General features: G+C 72.6%; 15 protein-coding genes. 7 read left to right on the top strand and 8 right to left on the bottom strand.

Translation table 11 applies throughout. From position 1 onward, the window contains the following. On the bottom strand, window positions 1-889 hold an 889-nt coding region (locus MB828_RS13465), incomplete at its 3' end, for a CaiB/BaiF CoA transferase family protein (protein ID WP_301648345.1). 179 nt (window positions 890-1,068) lie between these two features. Here MB828_RS13465 and MB828_RS13460 point away from each other — a divergent pair. Next, complete coding sequence (locus MB828_RS13460) at window positions 1,069-2,247, top strand: saccharopine dehydrogenase family protein (RefSeq protein WP_301648344.1); 1,179 nt, start codon at window positions 1,069-1,071, stop codon at window positions 2,245-2,247. 19 nt (window positions 2,248-2,266) lie between these two features. Here MB828_RS13460 and mmpA read toward each other — a convergent pair whose 3' ends face one another. The 4 genes from mmpA to MB828_RS13440 form a co-directional block, all read right to left on the bottom strand. Beyond that, complete coding sequence (gene mmpA, locus MB828_RS13455) at window positions 2,267-2,407, bottom strand: morphogenic membrane protein MmpA (RefSeq protein WP_165941711.1); 141 nt, start codon at window positions 2,405-2,407, stop codon at window positions 2,267-2,269. A gap of 56 nt (window positions 2,408-2,463) precedes the next feature. Continuing rightward, window positions 2,464-3,156 (bottom strand): endonuclease V, encoded by a 693-nt coding sequence (locus MB828_RS13450; protein ID WP_301648343.1) that lies wholly within the window; start codon window positions 3,154-3,156, stop codon window positions 2,464-2,466. Between the two features lie 70 nt (window positions 3,157-3,226). Then, window positions 3,227-3,559 carry a plasmid stabilization protein gene (locus tag MB828_RS13445; RefSeq protein ID WP_133028553.1) on the bottom strand — a complete coding sequence of 111 codons (333 nt, stop codon included), beginning with the start codon at window positions 3,557-3,559 and terminating at the stop codon, window positions 3,227-3,229. A 46-nt stretch (window positions 3,560-3,605) separates the two neighbouring features. Continuing rightward, a complete protein-coding gene (locus MB828_RS13440; protein WP_301648342.1) occupies window positions 3,606-4,700 on the bottom strand; it encodes a WD40/YVTN/BNR-like repeat-containing protein in 1,095 nt (364 codons plus the stop codon). A 210-nt stretch (window positions 4,701-4,910) separates the two neighbouring features. On the opposite strand from MB828_RS13440, the gene MB828_RS13435 reads away from it, so the two are divergent. From MB828_RS13435 to MB828_RS13420, 4 genes are all read left to right on the top strand, one after another. Then, window positions 4,911-5,324 carry an SsgA family sporulation/cell division regulator gene (locus MB828_RS13435; RefSeq protein ID WP_301648341.1) on the top strand — a complete coding sequence of 138 codons (414 nt, stop codon included), beginning with the start codon at window positions 4,911-4,913 and terminating at the stop codon, window positions 5,322-5,324. 278 nt (window positions 5,325-5,602) lie between these two features. Then, window positions 5,603-7,240, top strand: coding sequence for an ABC-F family ATP-binding cassette domain-containing protein (locus MB828_RS13430; protein ID WP_301648340.1), 1,638 nt, complete (start codon window positions 5,603-5,605; stop codon window positions 7,238-7,240). A 98-nt stretch (window positions 7,241-7,338) separates the two neighbouring features. Then, window positions 7,339-8,115: a dimethylargininase gene (gene ddaH / locus MB828_RS13425; RefSeq protein WP_301648339.1), complete on the top strand. Its 777-nt coding sequence runs from the start codon at window positions 7,339-7,341 to the stop codon at window positions 8,113-8,115. 227 nt (window positions 8,116-8,342) lie between these two features. After that, entirely contained in the window at window positions 8,343-9,317 is a 975-nt protein-coding gene (locus MB828_RS13420) for an acyl-ACP desaturase (protein ID WP_301648338.1), read from the top strand. A 303-nt stretch (window positions 9,318-9,620) separates the two neighbouring features. On the opposite strand, the gene MB828_RS13415 is transcribed toward MB828_RS13420, so the two are convergent. Further along, the gene (locus MB828_RS13415) at window positions 9,621-9,875 is read right to left on the bottom strand and encodes a WhiB family transcriptional regulator (RefSeq protein WP_133028594.1); all 255 of its coding nucleotides are present in this window, start codon (window positions 9,873-9,875) and stop codon (window positions 9,621-9,623) included. Window positions 9,876-10,133: 258 nt separating this feature from the next. On the opposite strand from MB828_RS13415, the gene MB828_RS13410 reads away from it, so the two are divergent. After that, window positions 10,134-10,925, top strand: a complete 792-nt coding sequence (locus MB828_RS13410; protein WP_301648347.1) for a VOC family protein — start codon at window positions 10,134-10,136, stop codon at window positions 10,923-10,925. A 28-nt stretch (window positions 10,926-10,953) separates the two neighbouring features. On the opposite strand, the gene MB828_RS13405 is transcribed toward MB828_RS13410, so the two are convergent. Together MB828_RS13405 and ligD are read right to left on the bottom strand one after the other, a co-directional pair. After that, window positions 10,954-11,979 carry a LacI family DNA-binding transcriptional regulator gene (locus MB828_RS13405; RefSeq protein WP_301648337.1) on the bottom strand — a complete coding sequence of 342 codons (1,026 nt, stop codon included), beginning with the start codon at window positions 11,977-11,979 and terminating at the stop codon, window positions 10,954-10,956. A gap of 157 nt (window positions 11,980-12,136) precedes the next feature. Beyond that, entirely contained in the window at window positions 12,137-13,156 is a 1,020-nt protein-coding gene (gene ligD / locus MB828_RS13400) for a non-homologous end-joining DNA ligase (protein ID WP_301648336.1), read from the bottom strand. A gap of 91 nt (window positions 13,157-13,247) precedes the next feature. On the opposite strand from ligD, the gene MB828_RS13395 reads away from it, so the two are divergent. Further along, a complete protein-coding gene (locus MB828_RS13395; RefSeq protein ID WP_301648335.1) occupies window positions 13,248-14,312 on the top strand; it encodes an ATP-dependent DNA ligase in 1,065 nt (354 codons plus the stop codon). The last annotated feature ends 13 nt before the right edge of the window (window positions 14,313-14,325 follow it).

Below are 14,325 nucleotides of genomic sequence, written 5' to 3'. Positions count from 1 at the left end.
ACTCGGCCCGCGAGCGCTCCTTGAAGCGGGCGGCGACCCGCTCGCGCAGTTCACCCCAGCGGGTCCAGTCCTTGCGGGCGTCGGCCAGGTCGGCGACGCCCCCGAGCCGGTCGAGGAACTCCGCGTAGAACTGCGGCTCCAGGGCGCCGACCGCCATGTGGCCGCCGTCGGCGGTCTCGTAGGTGCCGTAGTACGGGCAGCCGCCGTCCAGCAGGTTGGCGCCGCGCCGGTCCTGCCAGCGGCCCGCGGCCACCATGCCGTGGATCATCGACGCGAGGTGTGCGGTGCCGTCCACGATGGCGGCGTCCACCACCTGGCCGGTACCGGTCGCGCGCGCGTGGTGCAGTGCGGCCAGGACGCCGACCACCAGGTAGAGGGAGCCGCCCGCGTAGTCGCCGAGGAGGTTGGCGGGGACGGCCGGCGGTTCGTCGGGGCGGCCGATCATGCCGAGGGTGCCGGTGAGGGCGATGTAGGCGATGTCGTGGCCGGCGCGGTGGGCCAGCGGCCCCTCCTGGCCCCAGCCGGTCATCCGGCCGTAGACCAGACGGGGGTTGCGCGCGTGGCAGTCCGCGGGGCCGACACCGAGGCGCTCGGCGACGCCGGGGCGGTAGCCCTCGATCAGGATGTCGGCCCGGGCGGCCAGGTCGAGGACGCGGGCGGGGCCGTCCGTGGACTTCAGGTCGACGAGTACCGAGCGCTTGTTGCGGTTGGTGACGTCGTGGGCGGGGTCGATCGCGAGGCCCTGGCCGCCCGGCCGGTCGACGCGGACCACGTCGGCGCCCAGGTCGGCGAGGAGCATGGCGGCGAACGGACCCGGTCCGATGCCGGCCAGCTCGACCACGCGCACGCCGGAGAGCGGGCCGTGTCCTGGCGTCCCTGCCGTGGTCATGCCGCCCCCAGTCATGTGACACAACTGATGTAACACCGACGATGCTAAGAACCGGTTCCACTGGGCACAAGAGTGGACGAGCAAGCGCTTAGTCAAGATACCCGGTGGGGGTGCGTCCGCACCCCTCACGCTAGCCTCAGCCACCGACAACGGCGCGGGTTGCAGGACCGAGGGGTGTCATGAGCAGGCTGAAAACGACGGACCGTCCGTACGACATCGTGCTGTTCGGAGCCACCGGCTTCGTCGGCGGGCTCACCGCCGAGTACCTGGCCGCGCACGCCCCCGCGGGCCTGCGCTGGGCGCTCGCGGCCCGTGACGAACGCAAGCTGGAGGCGCTGCGCGAACGGCTGCCGGGCGGTACGGAGGTCGGGCTGCTGCGCGCCGATGTCGGGGACCCGGCCTCGGTCCGCGCCCTCGCCGATCACGCGCGCGTGGTGGCCTCGACGGTCGGCCCGTACGGCCGGTACGGCGAGGACCTGGTCGCGGCCTGCGCGGACACCGGGGCCGACTACCTCGACCTGTGCGGCGAGCCCGAGTTCGTGGACCTGATGTACGTCCGGCACGACGCACGCGCGCGGGAGACCGGCGCCCGTCTGGTGCACGCGTGCGGCTTCGACTCGGTCCCGCACGACCTGGGCGCGTACTTCACCGTCCGCCGGCTGCCGGAGGGCGTGCCCCTGACGGTGGACGGTTTCGTGACCGCCGACGCGGCCTTCTCCGGGGGCACCTTCGCCTCCGCGCTGGACCAGTTCGCGCGTCCCCGGCAGATGGCCGCCGCCGCGCGGGACCGGGCCCGGCACGAGCCCCGGCTGCTGGACAGGCGGGCGACCGCGCCGGCCGGGGCGCCCCGGTTCGCCGCGGAGATCGGGGCCTGGGCGCTGCCGCTGCCCACCATCGACGCCCAGATCGTGCGCCGTTCGGCGAGGGCCCTGGAGCGTTACGGGCCCGACTTCCGCTACCGGCACTACGCGGCCGTCCGGCATCTGCCGGTGGCGCTCGGCGGGGTCGCGGCCGTGGGCGCGGTCGTCGCGGCCGCCCAGGTGCCGTCCGCCCGGCGCTGGCTCTCGGACCGGCTCAGGCCCGGCGAGGGGCCGAGCGCCGAGAAGCGGGCGCGCAGCTGGTTCACGGTGCGGTTCGTCGGCGAGGGCGGCGGCCGGCGCGTCTTCACGGAGGTCTCGGGCGGCGATCCCGGTTACGGCGAGACGGCGAAGATGTTCGCCGAAGGGGCGCTGTCCCTCGCCCTCGACGCCCTGCCCCCGACCGCCGGCCAGGTCACCACCGCGCAGGCGATGGGTGACGCGCTCATCGAACGGCTGCGGGCGGCCGGGATCGGGTTCCGGGTGGCGGCGACCCGGTGAACCCCTGGGGTCGCGGCCTCTAGGCCTGCCACTGGAGCACGGTGTAGAGCATCCCGACCGTCCATGCGAGCCCCGCCACCACGGCGAGGACCAGCACGGCCGTCATGGGGCCCTCGACGGGCCGGGCGGGGTTGGCCAGGGACTTACGTTGTGTCGTCATGCGGTCAGCCTGCCGCCGGACTGTAACAGCGGCATCCGTACTCGTACTCAGAATCGCTACTCGGTCCGGGCCTCCCGCAGCGCTCTGCGGCACAGCGCGTCCGCGCGGCGGGTGGTCTCCGGCAGGCGGTACTCCGGGGTGAGCGCGAGCGTGTGGGCGCAGGCCTCGTCCAGGCCCACCCGGTGGCCGACGGAGACGAACACCGGTTTGACGGCGTCCCGGGTGCGCAGGGCGCGGCCGACCTCCTCGGTGCCGGCGAGCAACGGCGCGTGGCTGCCGCGCGGGACGCCCGGGTCGTCGTACGCGAAGGTGAAGGGGTTCTTGGCGACGCCGATGGTGGGCAGGCCGGTGAGGACGCCGAGGTGGCTCGCTAGGCCGAAGCGGCGCGGGTGGGCCAGACCGTAGCCGTCGCAGACCACCAGTCCGGGCGGGCAGGGCAGGGCGTCGAGGGCGGCCCGCACGGTGGGGATCTCGCGGAAGGCGAGCAGGCCGGGCACGTACGGGAAGGAGACCCGGCCGACGGCCGTCGCCTCGGCGACGGTCTCCAAGGTGGCCGCGTCCAGCACGACGGCCGCCGCGGCGACCAGGTCGCGTTCGTCGTCGTAGGCGACGTCGACGCCCGTGACGTGCCCGGTGCCGGGCGCCGGGCCCGGCTCGTCGAGGACCACCCGCCCCCGCAGTTCGTCCTGTACGGCCAGGGCGGCTTCCTCGGTCGCGGGCCAGCCCGCGGGCATGCGTACGGTCGTCATGGTGGCCATGAGCGTACGTGGCGGCACGCGCGCGTGCCGCCACGGGAGTGCGGAGGGTTCGTACGGCGGGTCAGCTCTTCTTGGCGTTCACCGCGCGTTGCAGCTGGGCCTTGTTCATGCTGGACCGGCCCTCGATGCCGCGCTGCTTGGCCTCGTTGTAGAGCTGGTCCCGGGTCGGGCCCTCGGAGCCGCTGTGCGATCGCTTGCCGCCGCGACTGCCGGACGACATGTCCTGGGTGGACGTACGGCTCGCGGTCTTCGACTCGCCGGACCGGGCGCGTTCCTTGTTGACGGTCCGGGCGGCGATCTCCTCGGCACGGCTCTCGCTCTCGCCCCGGTCGCGCGCACTCTCCTTGATGTGCTCGTACTGGCGTTCCCGCTTGGGACTGGATCCGCGTGGCATGACGAACGCTCCCTTCGTGACTGTGCCGCCACCGGGTACCCGCGGTTCAGCCCTCCAGACGCGCCGCCCGCCCCTGCTCGCCGGCGGCCCAGCAGCTCAGGTCCGGGGTGCAGGACACGGTGTCGTAGGAACCGGTGTCGACCGTGCGCCAGGTACGGCCGCCGTCGGTGGTGAGGTCGGTGCCGGTGGGGCCGACGGCGAGGGCCGCGGTGCGGCTGTGCGGGAGCCAGGCGACGCCGGAGCGGTAGCCGGGCGGCGGGGTGGATGCCTGCCGCCAGGTGCGACCGCCGTCCGGGGTGGCCGCGGCCGCCTGCGGGGAGGGCTGGCCGGCCCGGTAGTCGCCGCCGACGGCGAGGCCGTGGGCGCGGTCGCGGAAGGCGAGGGCGAAGACGCCCCTGGCGGGGTCGCCCGCCGGGATCGGCGTGTCGGCGGCGGTCCAGGTAAGTCCGCGGTCGGCGGAGTGCAGCACGCGCGCGTGCGCGCCGCCGCCGGTGGCCAGCCAGGCGTCCTTCGGTCCGGAGGTCACCAGGCACTGGCCGCTCGCCGCGAAGCCCGCCTCGCCGTCCAGGGCGGCCGGCATCCCGGAGTCCGGCAGCACCCGCCAGGAGCGGCCGCCGTCGCTCGTGGACAGGATGCGGAACCTGCCGTCGACGGGGTCGCTCATGGCGAGGCCGTGGCGGCGGTCGAAGAAGGCCAGGCAGTCGTAGAAGGCGGCCGGGTCGGTGTTGCGGAACGACTCGGTCCAGGTCGCTCCGCCGTCCTCGGTGCGGTAGACGCGGGACGCCTCGCCCTCGCCGATGGCCAGGACCACCGCGTGGCGGGCGTCGAACGCCTCCACGTCCCGGAACTGGAGGTCGCCCGCGCCCGGCGGGGAGACGTTCCGCCAGTCGGACCCGCCGTCCGTGGTGCGCAGCACGGTGCCGCCGGTCCCCGCCAGCCAGGCGGTGTGCCGGTCGACGGCGGCCAGGCCGCGGAAGCGCACGCCGGGCGTGCCGGTGTCCTTGAGCGCCCAGTGGGGCGCCGGTGCCGCGGCGTGCGCGGAGCCCGCGGTCAGCGCGGCCAGGATCGCCGTGCACGCCACCCCCACGGCCGCCACCCGCCTCGTCCGTCGTGCCCGTCCGGTCCGTCGCGTGCTCCCCATACGCCTCATGGCGCGCGAAGCTAGCCCACTGTCCCGGTGACGTCCAGAGGGCCCCCTGACCCCGCCAGAGGTAAGCCGACGGTGTGAATAACCCCGGTGACAGAGGTCACTCGCCCTTCGTGTGCACGGATCTGCCGCTTCCGTCGTCTCTTCCAGTGCCAGGCCCCACCCGCCCGGATATTCGTTCAGTCGTCACGAGGGAGCAAGGCGTTGTCCACCGTCATCGAGCAGCCCGTAGAGGCCCGCCTGGTCGCCGCGTCACCGCGCATGCCGAGCATTCCCGCCACCCTGCGCTACGACCGCGAGGACCCGTTCGCCGTCCGCATGACCTTCCCCGCGCCGGCCACCCTGGAGGGCGTCGACGTCTGCTGGACCTTCTCCCGTGAGCTGCTCGCGGCCGGACTGCACGCCCCGGAGGGCGACGGGGACGTGCGGGTGCGGCCGTACGGCTACGACCGGACGGTGCTGGAGTTCCACGCCCCCGAGGGCACCGCCGTCGTCCATGTGCGCACCGGCGAGATAACCCGCTTCCTGGAGGCCACCGGGGATCTGGTGCCGGCCGGACTCGAACACCTCCAGCTGGACCTGGACCACGACCTGGCCGAACTGATGCGGGACGCCTGAACCACGGCCCGTGCCCGTACGGGCTTAATTCCTTTGACACCCCTCCTGGCGCCTTCCTAGCCTGTACCACGTCCTGTTGCCGTCGATTGGAGAAGGACGTTGCTCGTCTGAGGTCCTGAGACACCGCGTCACACCCGTGAGGTGTGTCTGTGGCGTTCGACCTCGGCGTACGAGCCGTCCTCCGGCGCGGGACCCCTTCCCCGGCCCCTCGGCTGCTGCCCCGCGGTGTCTCGACACGCGTTTGCCCCCGACACCGCAAGCAACCGCGAGGCGCCCTTATGTCTGCTTCCGTCACCTGTACCGCCCTGTCCTTCTCCTGGCCCGACGGCTCCACCGTCTTCGAGGGCCTCGACGTCTCCTTCGGCCCCGGCCGCACCGGTCTGGTCGGCGTCAACGGATCAGGGAAATCGACCCTTCTCAAGCTCGTCGCCGGCGAACTCACCCCGTCGGACGGCACCGTGAAGGTGGCCGGCGAGGTCGGCTGCCTCCCGCAGAACGTCACGCTGGACACCGCGCTGCGTGTCGACGAGGTGCTCGGCATCGCCGCCCGGCGGGCCGCGCTGGGCGCCATCGAGGCGGGTGACGTGTCCGACGCGCACTTCGAGACCCTCGGCGACGACTGGGACGTGGAGGAGCGCGCCCTCGTCACCCTCGGCGAACTGGGACTCGGCCACATCGGCCTGGACCGGACCGTCGGCGAGGTCTCCGGCGGCGAGTCGGTGCTGCTGCGGCTGGCCGCGCTGCTCCTGCGCCGCCCGGACGTGCTGCTGCTGGACGAGCCCACCAACAACCTCGACCTGTACGCCCGCAAGCGCCTGTACGCGGCCGTCACCTCCTGGCCCGGCGTGCTGATCGTGGTCAGCCACGACCGCGAACTCCTCGACCTGGTCGACCAGATCGCCGATCTGCACAGCGGGGAGGTCACCTGGTACGGCGGCAACTTCTCGGCGTACGAGGAGGCCCTGGCCGTCGAACAGGAGGCGGCCGAGCGCATGGTGCGGGTCGCCGAGGCCGACGTCCGCAAGCAGCGGCGCGAACTGTCCGACGCCCAGGTGAAACTGGCCCGCCGCAAGCGCTACGGGCAGAAGATGTTCGAGCAGAAACGCGAACCGAAGATCGTCATGGGGGCGCGCAGACGGGCCGCGCAGGAGTCCGCGGGCAAGCACCGCATCATGCACGAGGAGCGGCTCGCAGAGGCGCGGGAACGGCTCGACGAGGCGGTGGAGGCGGTACGGGACGACGACGAGATCCGCGTCGAACTGCCGTACACGGCCGTGCCGCCGGGGCGCAACGTGCTGACCCTGGAGAACCTCGAACTGGCCCACGGCGCACGGGTCGAGGGAATCCTGGATCTGCGCGGCCCCGAGCGGATCGCGCTGATCGGGCGCAACGGCGCGGGCAAGACGACGCTGCTGCGGACGATCGCCGGGGAACTGGCACCGGTCGCGGGCGAGGCGCACACGCATGTGCCGCTGCGCTTCCTGCCGCAGCGCCTGGACGTCCTGGACGACGAGCTGAGCGTCGTGGCGAACGTGGCCCGGTTCGCGCCGGGCGCCACCAACAACCGGATCCGGGCGCGCCTGGCCCGCTTCCTGTTCCGGGGCGCCCGCGCCGACCAGAGGGCGGCCACGCTCTCCGGCGGCGAACGCTTCCGGGCGGCGCTGGCCGCGCTGCTGCTGGCCGAACCCGCCCCGCAGCTGCTGATGCTGGACGAGCCGACGAACAACCTCGACATGGCGAGCGTCCGGCAGCTGACCGCGGCCCTGGAGTCGTACCAGGGCGCCCTGATCGTGGCCAGTCACGACGTGCCGTTCCTGGAATCGGTCGGGATCACCCGCTGGCTGCTGATGGCGGACGGGGCGCTGACGGCCACCACGCCGGAGGAGGTGGCGCGTCTCGGCGAGGGCACGACCTGACAACAGGGGTTTTGTCGACACCGGCCCGCCCTGCATGATGGCGGTCCGGGGCCCCCACCACGGGCACCGGACCGCACCCCCGACCCCGGAGACCCGACGTGCCCAGCAAGAAGGCCCTCATCCGCCGCCCCAGCCCGCGCCTCGCCGAAGGACTGGTGACGCACATCGAGCGGGAGAAGGTCGACGTCGGACTCGCCCAGGAGCAGTGGGAGGCGTACGCGCAGGCGCTGAGCGCGCACGGCTGGGAGACCGTCGAGGTGGACCCGGAGGACGACTGCCCGGACTCGGTCTTCGTCGAGGACACGGTCGTCATGTTCCGGAACGTGGCGCTGATCACCCGGCCCGGCGCCGAGTCCCGGCGCGCGGAGACCGCGGGCGTCGAGGAGGCGGTGGCCCGCCTCGGCTGCTCCGTCAACTGGGTCTGGGAACCCGGCACGCTGGACGGCGGTGACGTCCTGAAGGTGGGCGACACGGTCTACGTCGGCCGCGGCGGGCGGACCAACGCGGCCGGGGTGCAGCAGCTGCGGGCCGTGTTCGAGCCGCTGGGGGCCCGCGTGGTGGCCGTACCGGTGAGCAAGGTGCTGCACCTGAAGTCGGCGGTGACCGCGCTGCCCGACGGAACGGTTCTGGGGCACATCCCGAACGTGGACCGCCCCTCGCTGTTCCCGGGCTTCCTCTCGGTGCCCGAGGAGGCGGGCGCGCACGTGGTGCTGCTCGGCGGCGGCAAGTTGCTGATGTCGGCGAGCGCGCCGAAGACCGCGGAACTGCTGACCGACCTCGGCCACGACGTCGTCACGGTGGACATCTCCGAGTTCGAGAAGCTGGAGGGATGTGTGACGTGCCTCTCGGTCCGGCTGCGGGAGCTGTACGGCTGACGGGGCGTCGATTCCCCTCCGCGGCCCCGGGACCTGCGGGTCCGGCGCCAGCTTGGCATGTCCCGATTCGCCTTGCGCACGGCGCCTGATCAGCGGTCTTTACAGCGCACTTAACCTACGGCTTCGTAACCTACGGATTCGTAGCCTACGATCTCGTAGGTTCCCGGCCCCGCTCGCCGGTTCTCTCGCGTTCCCTCCCCCTTGTTCGGCGTCCCCCTGGAGTTCTCGTGACGATCACTTCTCCCCACCTCGGCAGCACGTCCGCCTGGACCGACGCGCGGCTGCTGTACGCCCTGGAGGAAGTGGTCGAGAAGGAGCTGGACCGCCATCTGAAGGTCGCCAAGGACTGGATGCCGCACGAGTACGTGCCCTGGACCGACGCCCGCAACTTCCCCGGTTTCTTCGAGGACGGGCAGGCCTGGGAGAAGGAGCAGTCCAAGGTCACCGAGATCGGCCGGATCGCCCTGGTGGTGAACCTGCTCACCGAGGACAACCTGCCCAGCTACCACCACGAGATCGCCTCGCTGTTCGGCCGGGACGGCGCCTGGGGCACCTGGGTGCACCGCTGGACCGCCGAGGAGGGCCGGCACGGCATCGTGATGCGTGACTACCTGCTCGCCTCGCGCGCGGTCGACCCGGACAAGCTGGAAGCCTTCCGGATGTCGCACATGAGCGAGGGCTTCGAGTCGGACAACAGCCACTCGATGCTGCACTCGGTCGCCTACGTGGCCTTCCAGGAGCTCGCGACCCGCATCTCGCACCGCAACACCGGCCACCAGTCCGGTGACCCGGTCTGCGACCGCATGCTGGCCCGCATCGCGACCGACGAGAACCTGCACATGGTCTTCTACCGCAACCTCCTGAAGTCCGCGTTCGAGCTGGCCCCCGACCTGACCATGCAGGCGGTGCGGGACGTCGTGGTCAACTTCCGGATGCCCGGCCACGGCATTCCCGGCTTCGAGCGCGCCGCCGCCCAGATGGCGATCGGCGAGGTCTACAACCTGCGCATCCACCACGACGACGTGCTCCAGCCGGTGCTGCGCCACCTGAAGGTCCTGGAGATCGACGGTCTCGGCCCGGAGGGGCTGCGGGCTCAGGAGGAACTCGGCCTGTTCATGGGCGGCCTGAACGAGGAAGCCCTCAAGTTCGACGAGAAGCTGGCCGCGCGCAAGGCCCGGATGGCGGCCCGCGCCGGCGCCTGACGCCGTGGGAACGGCGGGCGGTGCGCCGACGCGCCATGCCGCCCGCCGCTGGTACCGCTCGGGGTGGCCCCGAGGACCGAGAGCACGGCGAAGAGCACGATGCCGGCCATGTCCAGGAGATGGAAACGGCCCTGGAGCATGTCCCTGCCGGACAGCACGACGGCGGCGGGGCGCTCGTCGCCGGCGCCCCCCTGCCGCGCGTGTCCCATGGAACCTCGCCCTCGCGCCCGGACCGCCGCCCTCCAGCGTGACCCGGACCGGCACGACGCGCACGCCGTGCTGTGCCGTGCCGTGCCGTGGGTGCTAGCGGGCGGCCCGGCGCAGTTCCAGGCGTTCCTTCTCGGACAGGCCGCCCCAGACTCCGAAGCGTTCGTCGTTGTCCAGCGCGTACTCCAGGCAGGCCGGACGCATCTCGCACATACCGCAGATGCGCTTCGCCTCGCGCACCGAGCTGCCGGGCTCAGGGAAGAAGAAGTCCGCCCCGGTCTGCGCGCACAGCGCCTGCGTATGCCAGTCCGGGACGGGCGTGCGGGGCATGGTGGTGGTCTCGAAGTGCATGGCCAGGATCGTGCCGTGGCCCGAAAAACGTTCGATCAACGCCCGCTCAACGCGTCGGCCGCACACCGCGCCAGCATCGATGATGCGCCCGACCGCCCCTCGGTTGCACGGCGGCACGCGGAACGGATCCACAACTCGGCGGGTGTGCCGGGTGACCGTGGGTAACCCTCATCGGTTGGCGTGGTCGGGCACTGAATGTCAGTGGGCGGTGGAAGACTCGGCAGAGCAGAGGACAGGACCCTTTCGAGGAGGGCGATGATGCTCACCACCCGTTTCGTCGACGGCGCTCCCAACTGGATCGACCTGGGCACACCCGAGATCGACGGCGCCGCCGCCTTCTACGGCGGCCTCTTCGGCTGGCGGTTCCAGTCGGCGGGGCCCGATGCCGGCGGATACGGCTTCTTCCAGCTGGACGGCCGGACCGTGGCCGGCGGGGTGGGGACCACTCCGGAACAGGGCCCGCCGGCCTGGACGGTGTACTTCCGCAGCGACGACGCGCAGGCCACCGCCAAGACCGCCGAACAGGCCCACGGCGGCGTCCTCGTCCAGCCGACGGACGTGATGGACAAGGGCCGGATGGCGCTCCTCTCCGACCAGGCGGGCGTGCCCTTCGGGATCTGGCAGCCCGCGCTGCGCAAGGGCGTGGACCTGGCGGGCGTACCGGGTTCGCTGTGCTGGGTCGAGCTGTACACCGCGGACATCGCGGCGGCCGCCGCCTTCTACTACAAGGTGCTGGGTCTGGAGACCTCCGGGCTGCCCTTCCCGGGTGGCACCTACACCTGCGTCAATCCGCCGCAGGGCGACGAGGAGTCGATGTTCGGCGGGATGGTCCCGCTGGCGGAGGACCCGGCGGAGGCCCAGGCGGGCGCGTACTGGCTGCCGTACTTCGAGGTCGAGGACCCGGACGCGGTGGTGGAGAAGGCCCAGCAGACGGGCGGCAGGGTGCGGATGCCGGCCACCACGCTGGAAGGGGTGGGCCGGATGGCCAAACTGGCGGACCCGTACGGCGCCCGGTTCGCGGTGATCAGGAGCGATCCACAGCAGTCCTGAACCGACCGCGACAGGACCTGGGCGAGACCTAGGCGGACGCGCGGCGGACCAGTGTCGTGGGCAGGACGACGCTGGACGGCGCGGGCGCCGACGCGCCTCCGGTCAGGGTGCGCAGCAGCAGCCGGGCCATCAGCCGGCCCATCTCCTCGATGTCCTGACGGACCGTCGTCAGCGACGGTCCGGTCTGCTCGGTGACGGGCAGCACGTCGTCGAAGCCGATCACCGCCACGTCCTCGGGCACCCGGCGGCCGCGTTCGCGCAGCACGCGCAGGGCACCGAGCGCGGTGAGGTCGTTGGCGGCGAACACGCCGTCCACGTCCGGGCAGCGGTCGAGGAGTTCGGCCATGGCGCGCTCCCCGCCGGCCGGCGTGAAGTCGCTCGCCACGATCAGGCGTGGATCGGGCTCCCCCATGACGTCCCGGTAGCCGTCGAGGCGGTCGGCCGCCGAGGTCTGGTCGAGGGGGCCGGTGATGTGCGCGATCCGGGTCCGGCCGAGGCCGGCGAGATGGCGTACCGCGTCCCGGGCGCCGCCCCGGTTGTCGCAGTCGACGTACACGGCGTCCTTCGAGCCGTCGCTCCAGCCGGGCCGCCCGCCGAACACGGTGGGGATCTTGGCGCCCTCGATGAGGCCGGGCAGCGGGTCGTCGAGGTGGAGCGAGAAGACGAGGGCGCCGTCGACATGACCGCCGGCGAGATAGCGGGCCACGCGCGCGTGGTCGTCGCGGCCTTCGGTGAGCAGCAGCACGAGCTGGTTGTCGTGGGCGGTCAGCTCCTTGCTGATGCCGCGCAACTGGAGGGCGAAGAAGGGGTCCGTGAAGATCCGGGTCTCGGGTTCGGCGATGACGACGGCGACGGCGTCGTGCCGTCTGGTCACCAGGGAACGGGCCGCCTGGTTGGGTACGTAGCCGAGTTCCGCGACCGCCTGCCGGACCCGGACGACGAGGGGTTCGCGCACCCCGTCGCCGCCGTTGACGACCCGTGACGCGGTGGCCCTGGACACCCCGGCCCGCGCGGCCACGGCCTCCAGCGTGGGGCGCGACACTGCCTCGGACACCTCGGCCCTCCTCGTCGGCGGCTGACGATCAGCATAGCCCCGGGCGAAAGGGACGGCGTGAGCGCTCCCGGAGCAACAGACCCGGGCCGACGGGAGGCCGGCGGTGCGGAGGGGGTGGTCGGCGGGGGGATCGGTGCGTCAGGAGGGGGGCCGTGGGTCAGGAGGCGGGGTCGGGGCGGGCTCGGCTCGGCTGGACGCGTTTCGGCTCGCCCGGCATCTTCGGGTACTCGGGCGGGTACGGCAGGTCGCCGAGGCCGTGTTCGTGTTCGTCGCGGCGGGCCAGTTCCAGGAGGGCGTCGAGGGAGAAGGCGTGGTCGTCCATGTCGGCGTGCACGTCGCCGACTTCCGCGAACCGGGCCGGCATGGTGACGAGGTCGAAGTCCTCCGGACGGACGTCGTCGACCTCGTCCCAGCGCAGCGGCGCGGAGACGGGGGCATTGGGGTGGGGCCGCAGGGAGTACGCGGAGGCGATGGTGCGGTCGCGGGCGGTCTGGTTGTAGTCGACGAAGATGCGCTCGCCGCGTTCCTCCTTCCACCACTTGATGGTGACCTGCTCCGGCATCCGGCGTTCCAGTTCGCGGCCCACGGCGATCGCGGCCCGCCGGACCTGGGTGAAGGTCCAGCGGGGTTCGATGGGCACGAAGACGTGCAGGCCACGGCCGCCGGAGGTCTTGGGCCAGCCGCGCAGCCCGCCGAACTCCGCCAGGACCGCCCGCAGTTCGTGGGCGGCTCGGACCGCGTCGGAGAAGCCGGTGCCGGGCTGCGGGTCGAGGTCGATGCGGAGTTCGTCGGGGCTGTCGACATCGCCGCGGCGGACCGGCCAGGGATGGAAGGTCAGGGTGCCGTACTGCGCCGCCCACACCACGGCGGCCTCCTCGGTGGGGCACATCTCGTCCGCGGTACGGCCGCTGGGGAAGGTGATGTGGGCGGTGGGGATCCAGTCGGGCATGCCCTTGGGCGCGCGTTTCTGGTAGAACCACTCCCCCTCCACGCCGTCCGGATAGCGCTGGAGGGTGGTGGGACGGTCGCGCAGGGCACGCAGGATGCCTGGGGCCACGGCCGCGTAGTAGCGGGCGACGTCCAGCTTGGTGAGACCACGTTCCGGGAAGAACACCTTGTCCGGGCTGGACAGCCGCACGGTCCGGCCGGCCACCTCCAGTTGCACCGCATCACCCATGCGGCCACGGTAGGCGTACCCTCCCCGCCCCGCACATCGGCCCGCGCCGCGCGACGAGCGGGCCCTGGGGAGCGCTCGTAGAGTCGGACCCATGGATCTGCCGGTGATGCCGCCCGTCAAGCCGATGCTCGCCAAACCGGTGGCGAGGATCCCGCCGGACATGCAGTACGAGGCGAAGTGGGACGGCTTCCGCGCGATCGTGTTCCGGGACGGCCCGGAGGTGGAGATCGGCAGCCGTACCGGGAAATCACTGACCAGGTACTTCCCGGAACTGGTGGCGGCGCTGCCGGAGCGGGTGCCCGAGCGGTGCGTGCTGGACGGGGAGATCGTGATCGCGCGGGAGGGCCGGCTGGACTTCGACGCGCTGTCCGAGCGGATCCATCCGGCCGACTCCCGGGTGCGCACGCTGGCGGAGCGGACGCCCGCCTCCTTCGTCGCCTTCGACCTGCTGGCGCTGGCCGACGAGTCCCTCCTGGACGTCCCGCTGACCGACCGGCGCGCCCTGCTCGACCGGGCCCTGGCCGGAGCGACTCCGCCCGTGCACCTCGCGCCCGCGACGACCGATGTCGAGGTGGCCCGACAGTGGTTCGAGCAGTACGAGGGGGCCGGTCTCGACGGGGTCGTCGCCAAGCCGCTGACGCTGCGGTACCGCCAGGACGAGCGGGCCATGTTCAAGGTCAAGCACGAGCGGACGGCCGACGTCGTGGTGGCGGGCTACCGCCTCCACAAGAGCGGCCCGGTGGTCGGCTCGCTGCTGCTCGGCCTGTACGACGACCGGGGCGCCCTCCAGCACGTGGGCGTGTCGGCCGCGTTCGCGATGAAGCGGCGGGCCGAGCTGATCGAGGAGCTGGCGCCGCTGCGCATGGACGACGTCGCCGGGCATCCGTGGGCCGCCTGGGCGGAGGAGGCCGCCCACGAGTCGGCCCGGCTGCCCGGCGCGCCGAGCCGCTGGTCCGGCAAGAAGGACCTGTCGTGGATCCCGCTGCGGCCGGAGCGGGTGGCGGAGGTGGCGTACGACCACATGGAGAACGGGGCCCGTTTCCGGCACACGGCCCGCTTCCGCCGCTGGCGCCAGGACCGCACCCCGGAGAGCTGCACGTACGCCCAGTTGGAGGAACCGGTGCGGTACGACCTCACGGAGATCCTGGGGTCGTAGCTTCTGGCACACG

The sequence above is a fragment of the Streptomyces arenae genome (genome assembly GCF_022343545.1).
GTDB classification, from domain to species: Bacteria; Actinomycetota; Actinomycetes; order Streptomycetales; family Streptomycetaceae; genus Streptomyces; species Streptomyces humi.
The sequence above is the reverse complement of the archived record's forward strand: the minus strand, read 5'-3'. Positions and strand labels throughout refer to the sequence as shown.

Bases quoted from the DNA above. Each gene is read 5' to 3' on its own strand.
- MB828_RS13460 (WP_301648344.1), top strand. From the start codon at position 1,069: ATGAGCAGGCTGAAAACGACGGACCGTCCGTACGACATCGTGCTGTTC.
- mmpA (WP_165941711.1), bottom strand. From the start codon at position 2,407: ATGACGACACAACGTAAGTCCCTGGCCAACCCCGCCCGGCCCGTCGAG.
- MB828_RS13450 (WP_301648343.1), bottom strand. From the start codon at position 3,156: ATGACGACCGTACGCATGCCCGCGGGCTGGCCCGCGACCGAGGAAGCC.
- MB828_RS13445 (WP_133028553.1), bottom strand. From the start codon at position 3,559: ATGCCACGCGGATCCAGTCCCAAGCGGGAACGCCAGTACGAGCACATC.
- MB828_RS13440 (WP_301648342.1), bottom strand. From the start codon at position 4,700: ATGGGGAGCACGCGACGGACCGGACGGGCACGACGGACGAGGCGGGTG.
- MB828_RS13430 (WP_301648340.1), top strand. From the start codon at position 5,603: ATGTCTGCTTCCGTCACCTGTACCGCCCTGTCCTTCTCCTGGCCCGAC.
- MB828_RS13415 (WP_133028594.1), bottom strand. From the start codon at position 9,875: ATGCACTTCGAGACCACCACCATGCCCCGCACGCCCGTCCCGGACTGG.
- MB828_RS13410 (WP_301648347.1), top strand. From the start codon at position 10,134: ATGCTCACCACCCGTTTCGTCGACGGCGCTCCCAACTGGATCGACCTG.
- ligD (WP_301648336.1), bottom strand. From the start codon at position 13,156: ATGGGTGATGCGGTGCAACTGGAGGTGGCCGGCCGGACCGTGCGGCTG.
- MB828_RS13395 (WP_301648335.1), top strand. From the start codon at position 13,248: ATGGATCTGCCGGTGATGCCGCCCGTCAAGCCGATGCTCGCCAAACCG.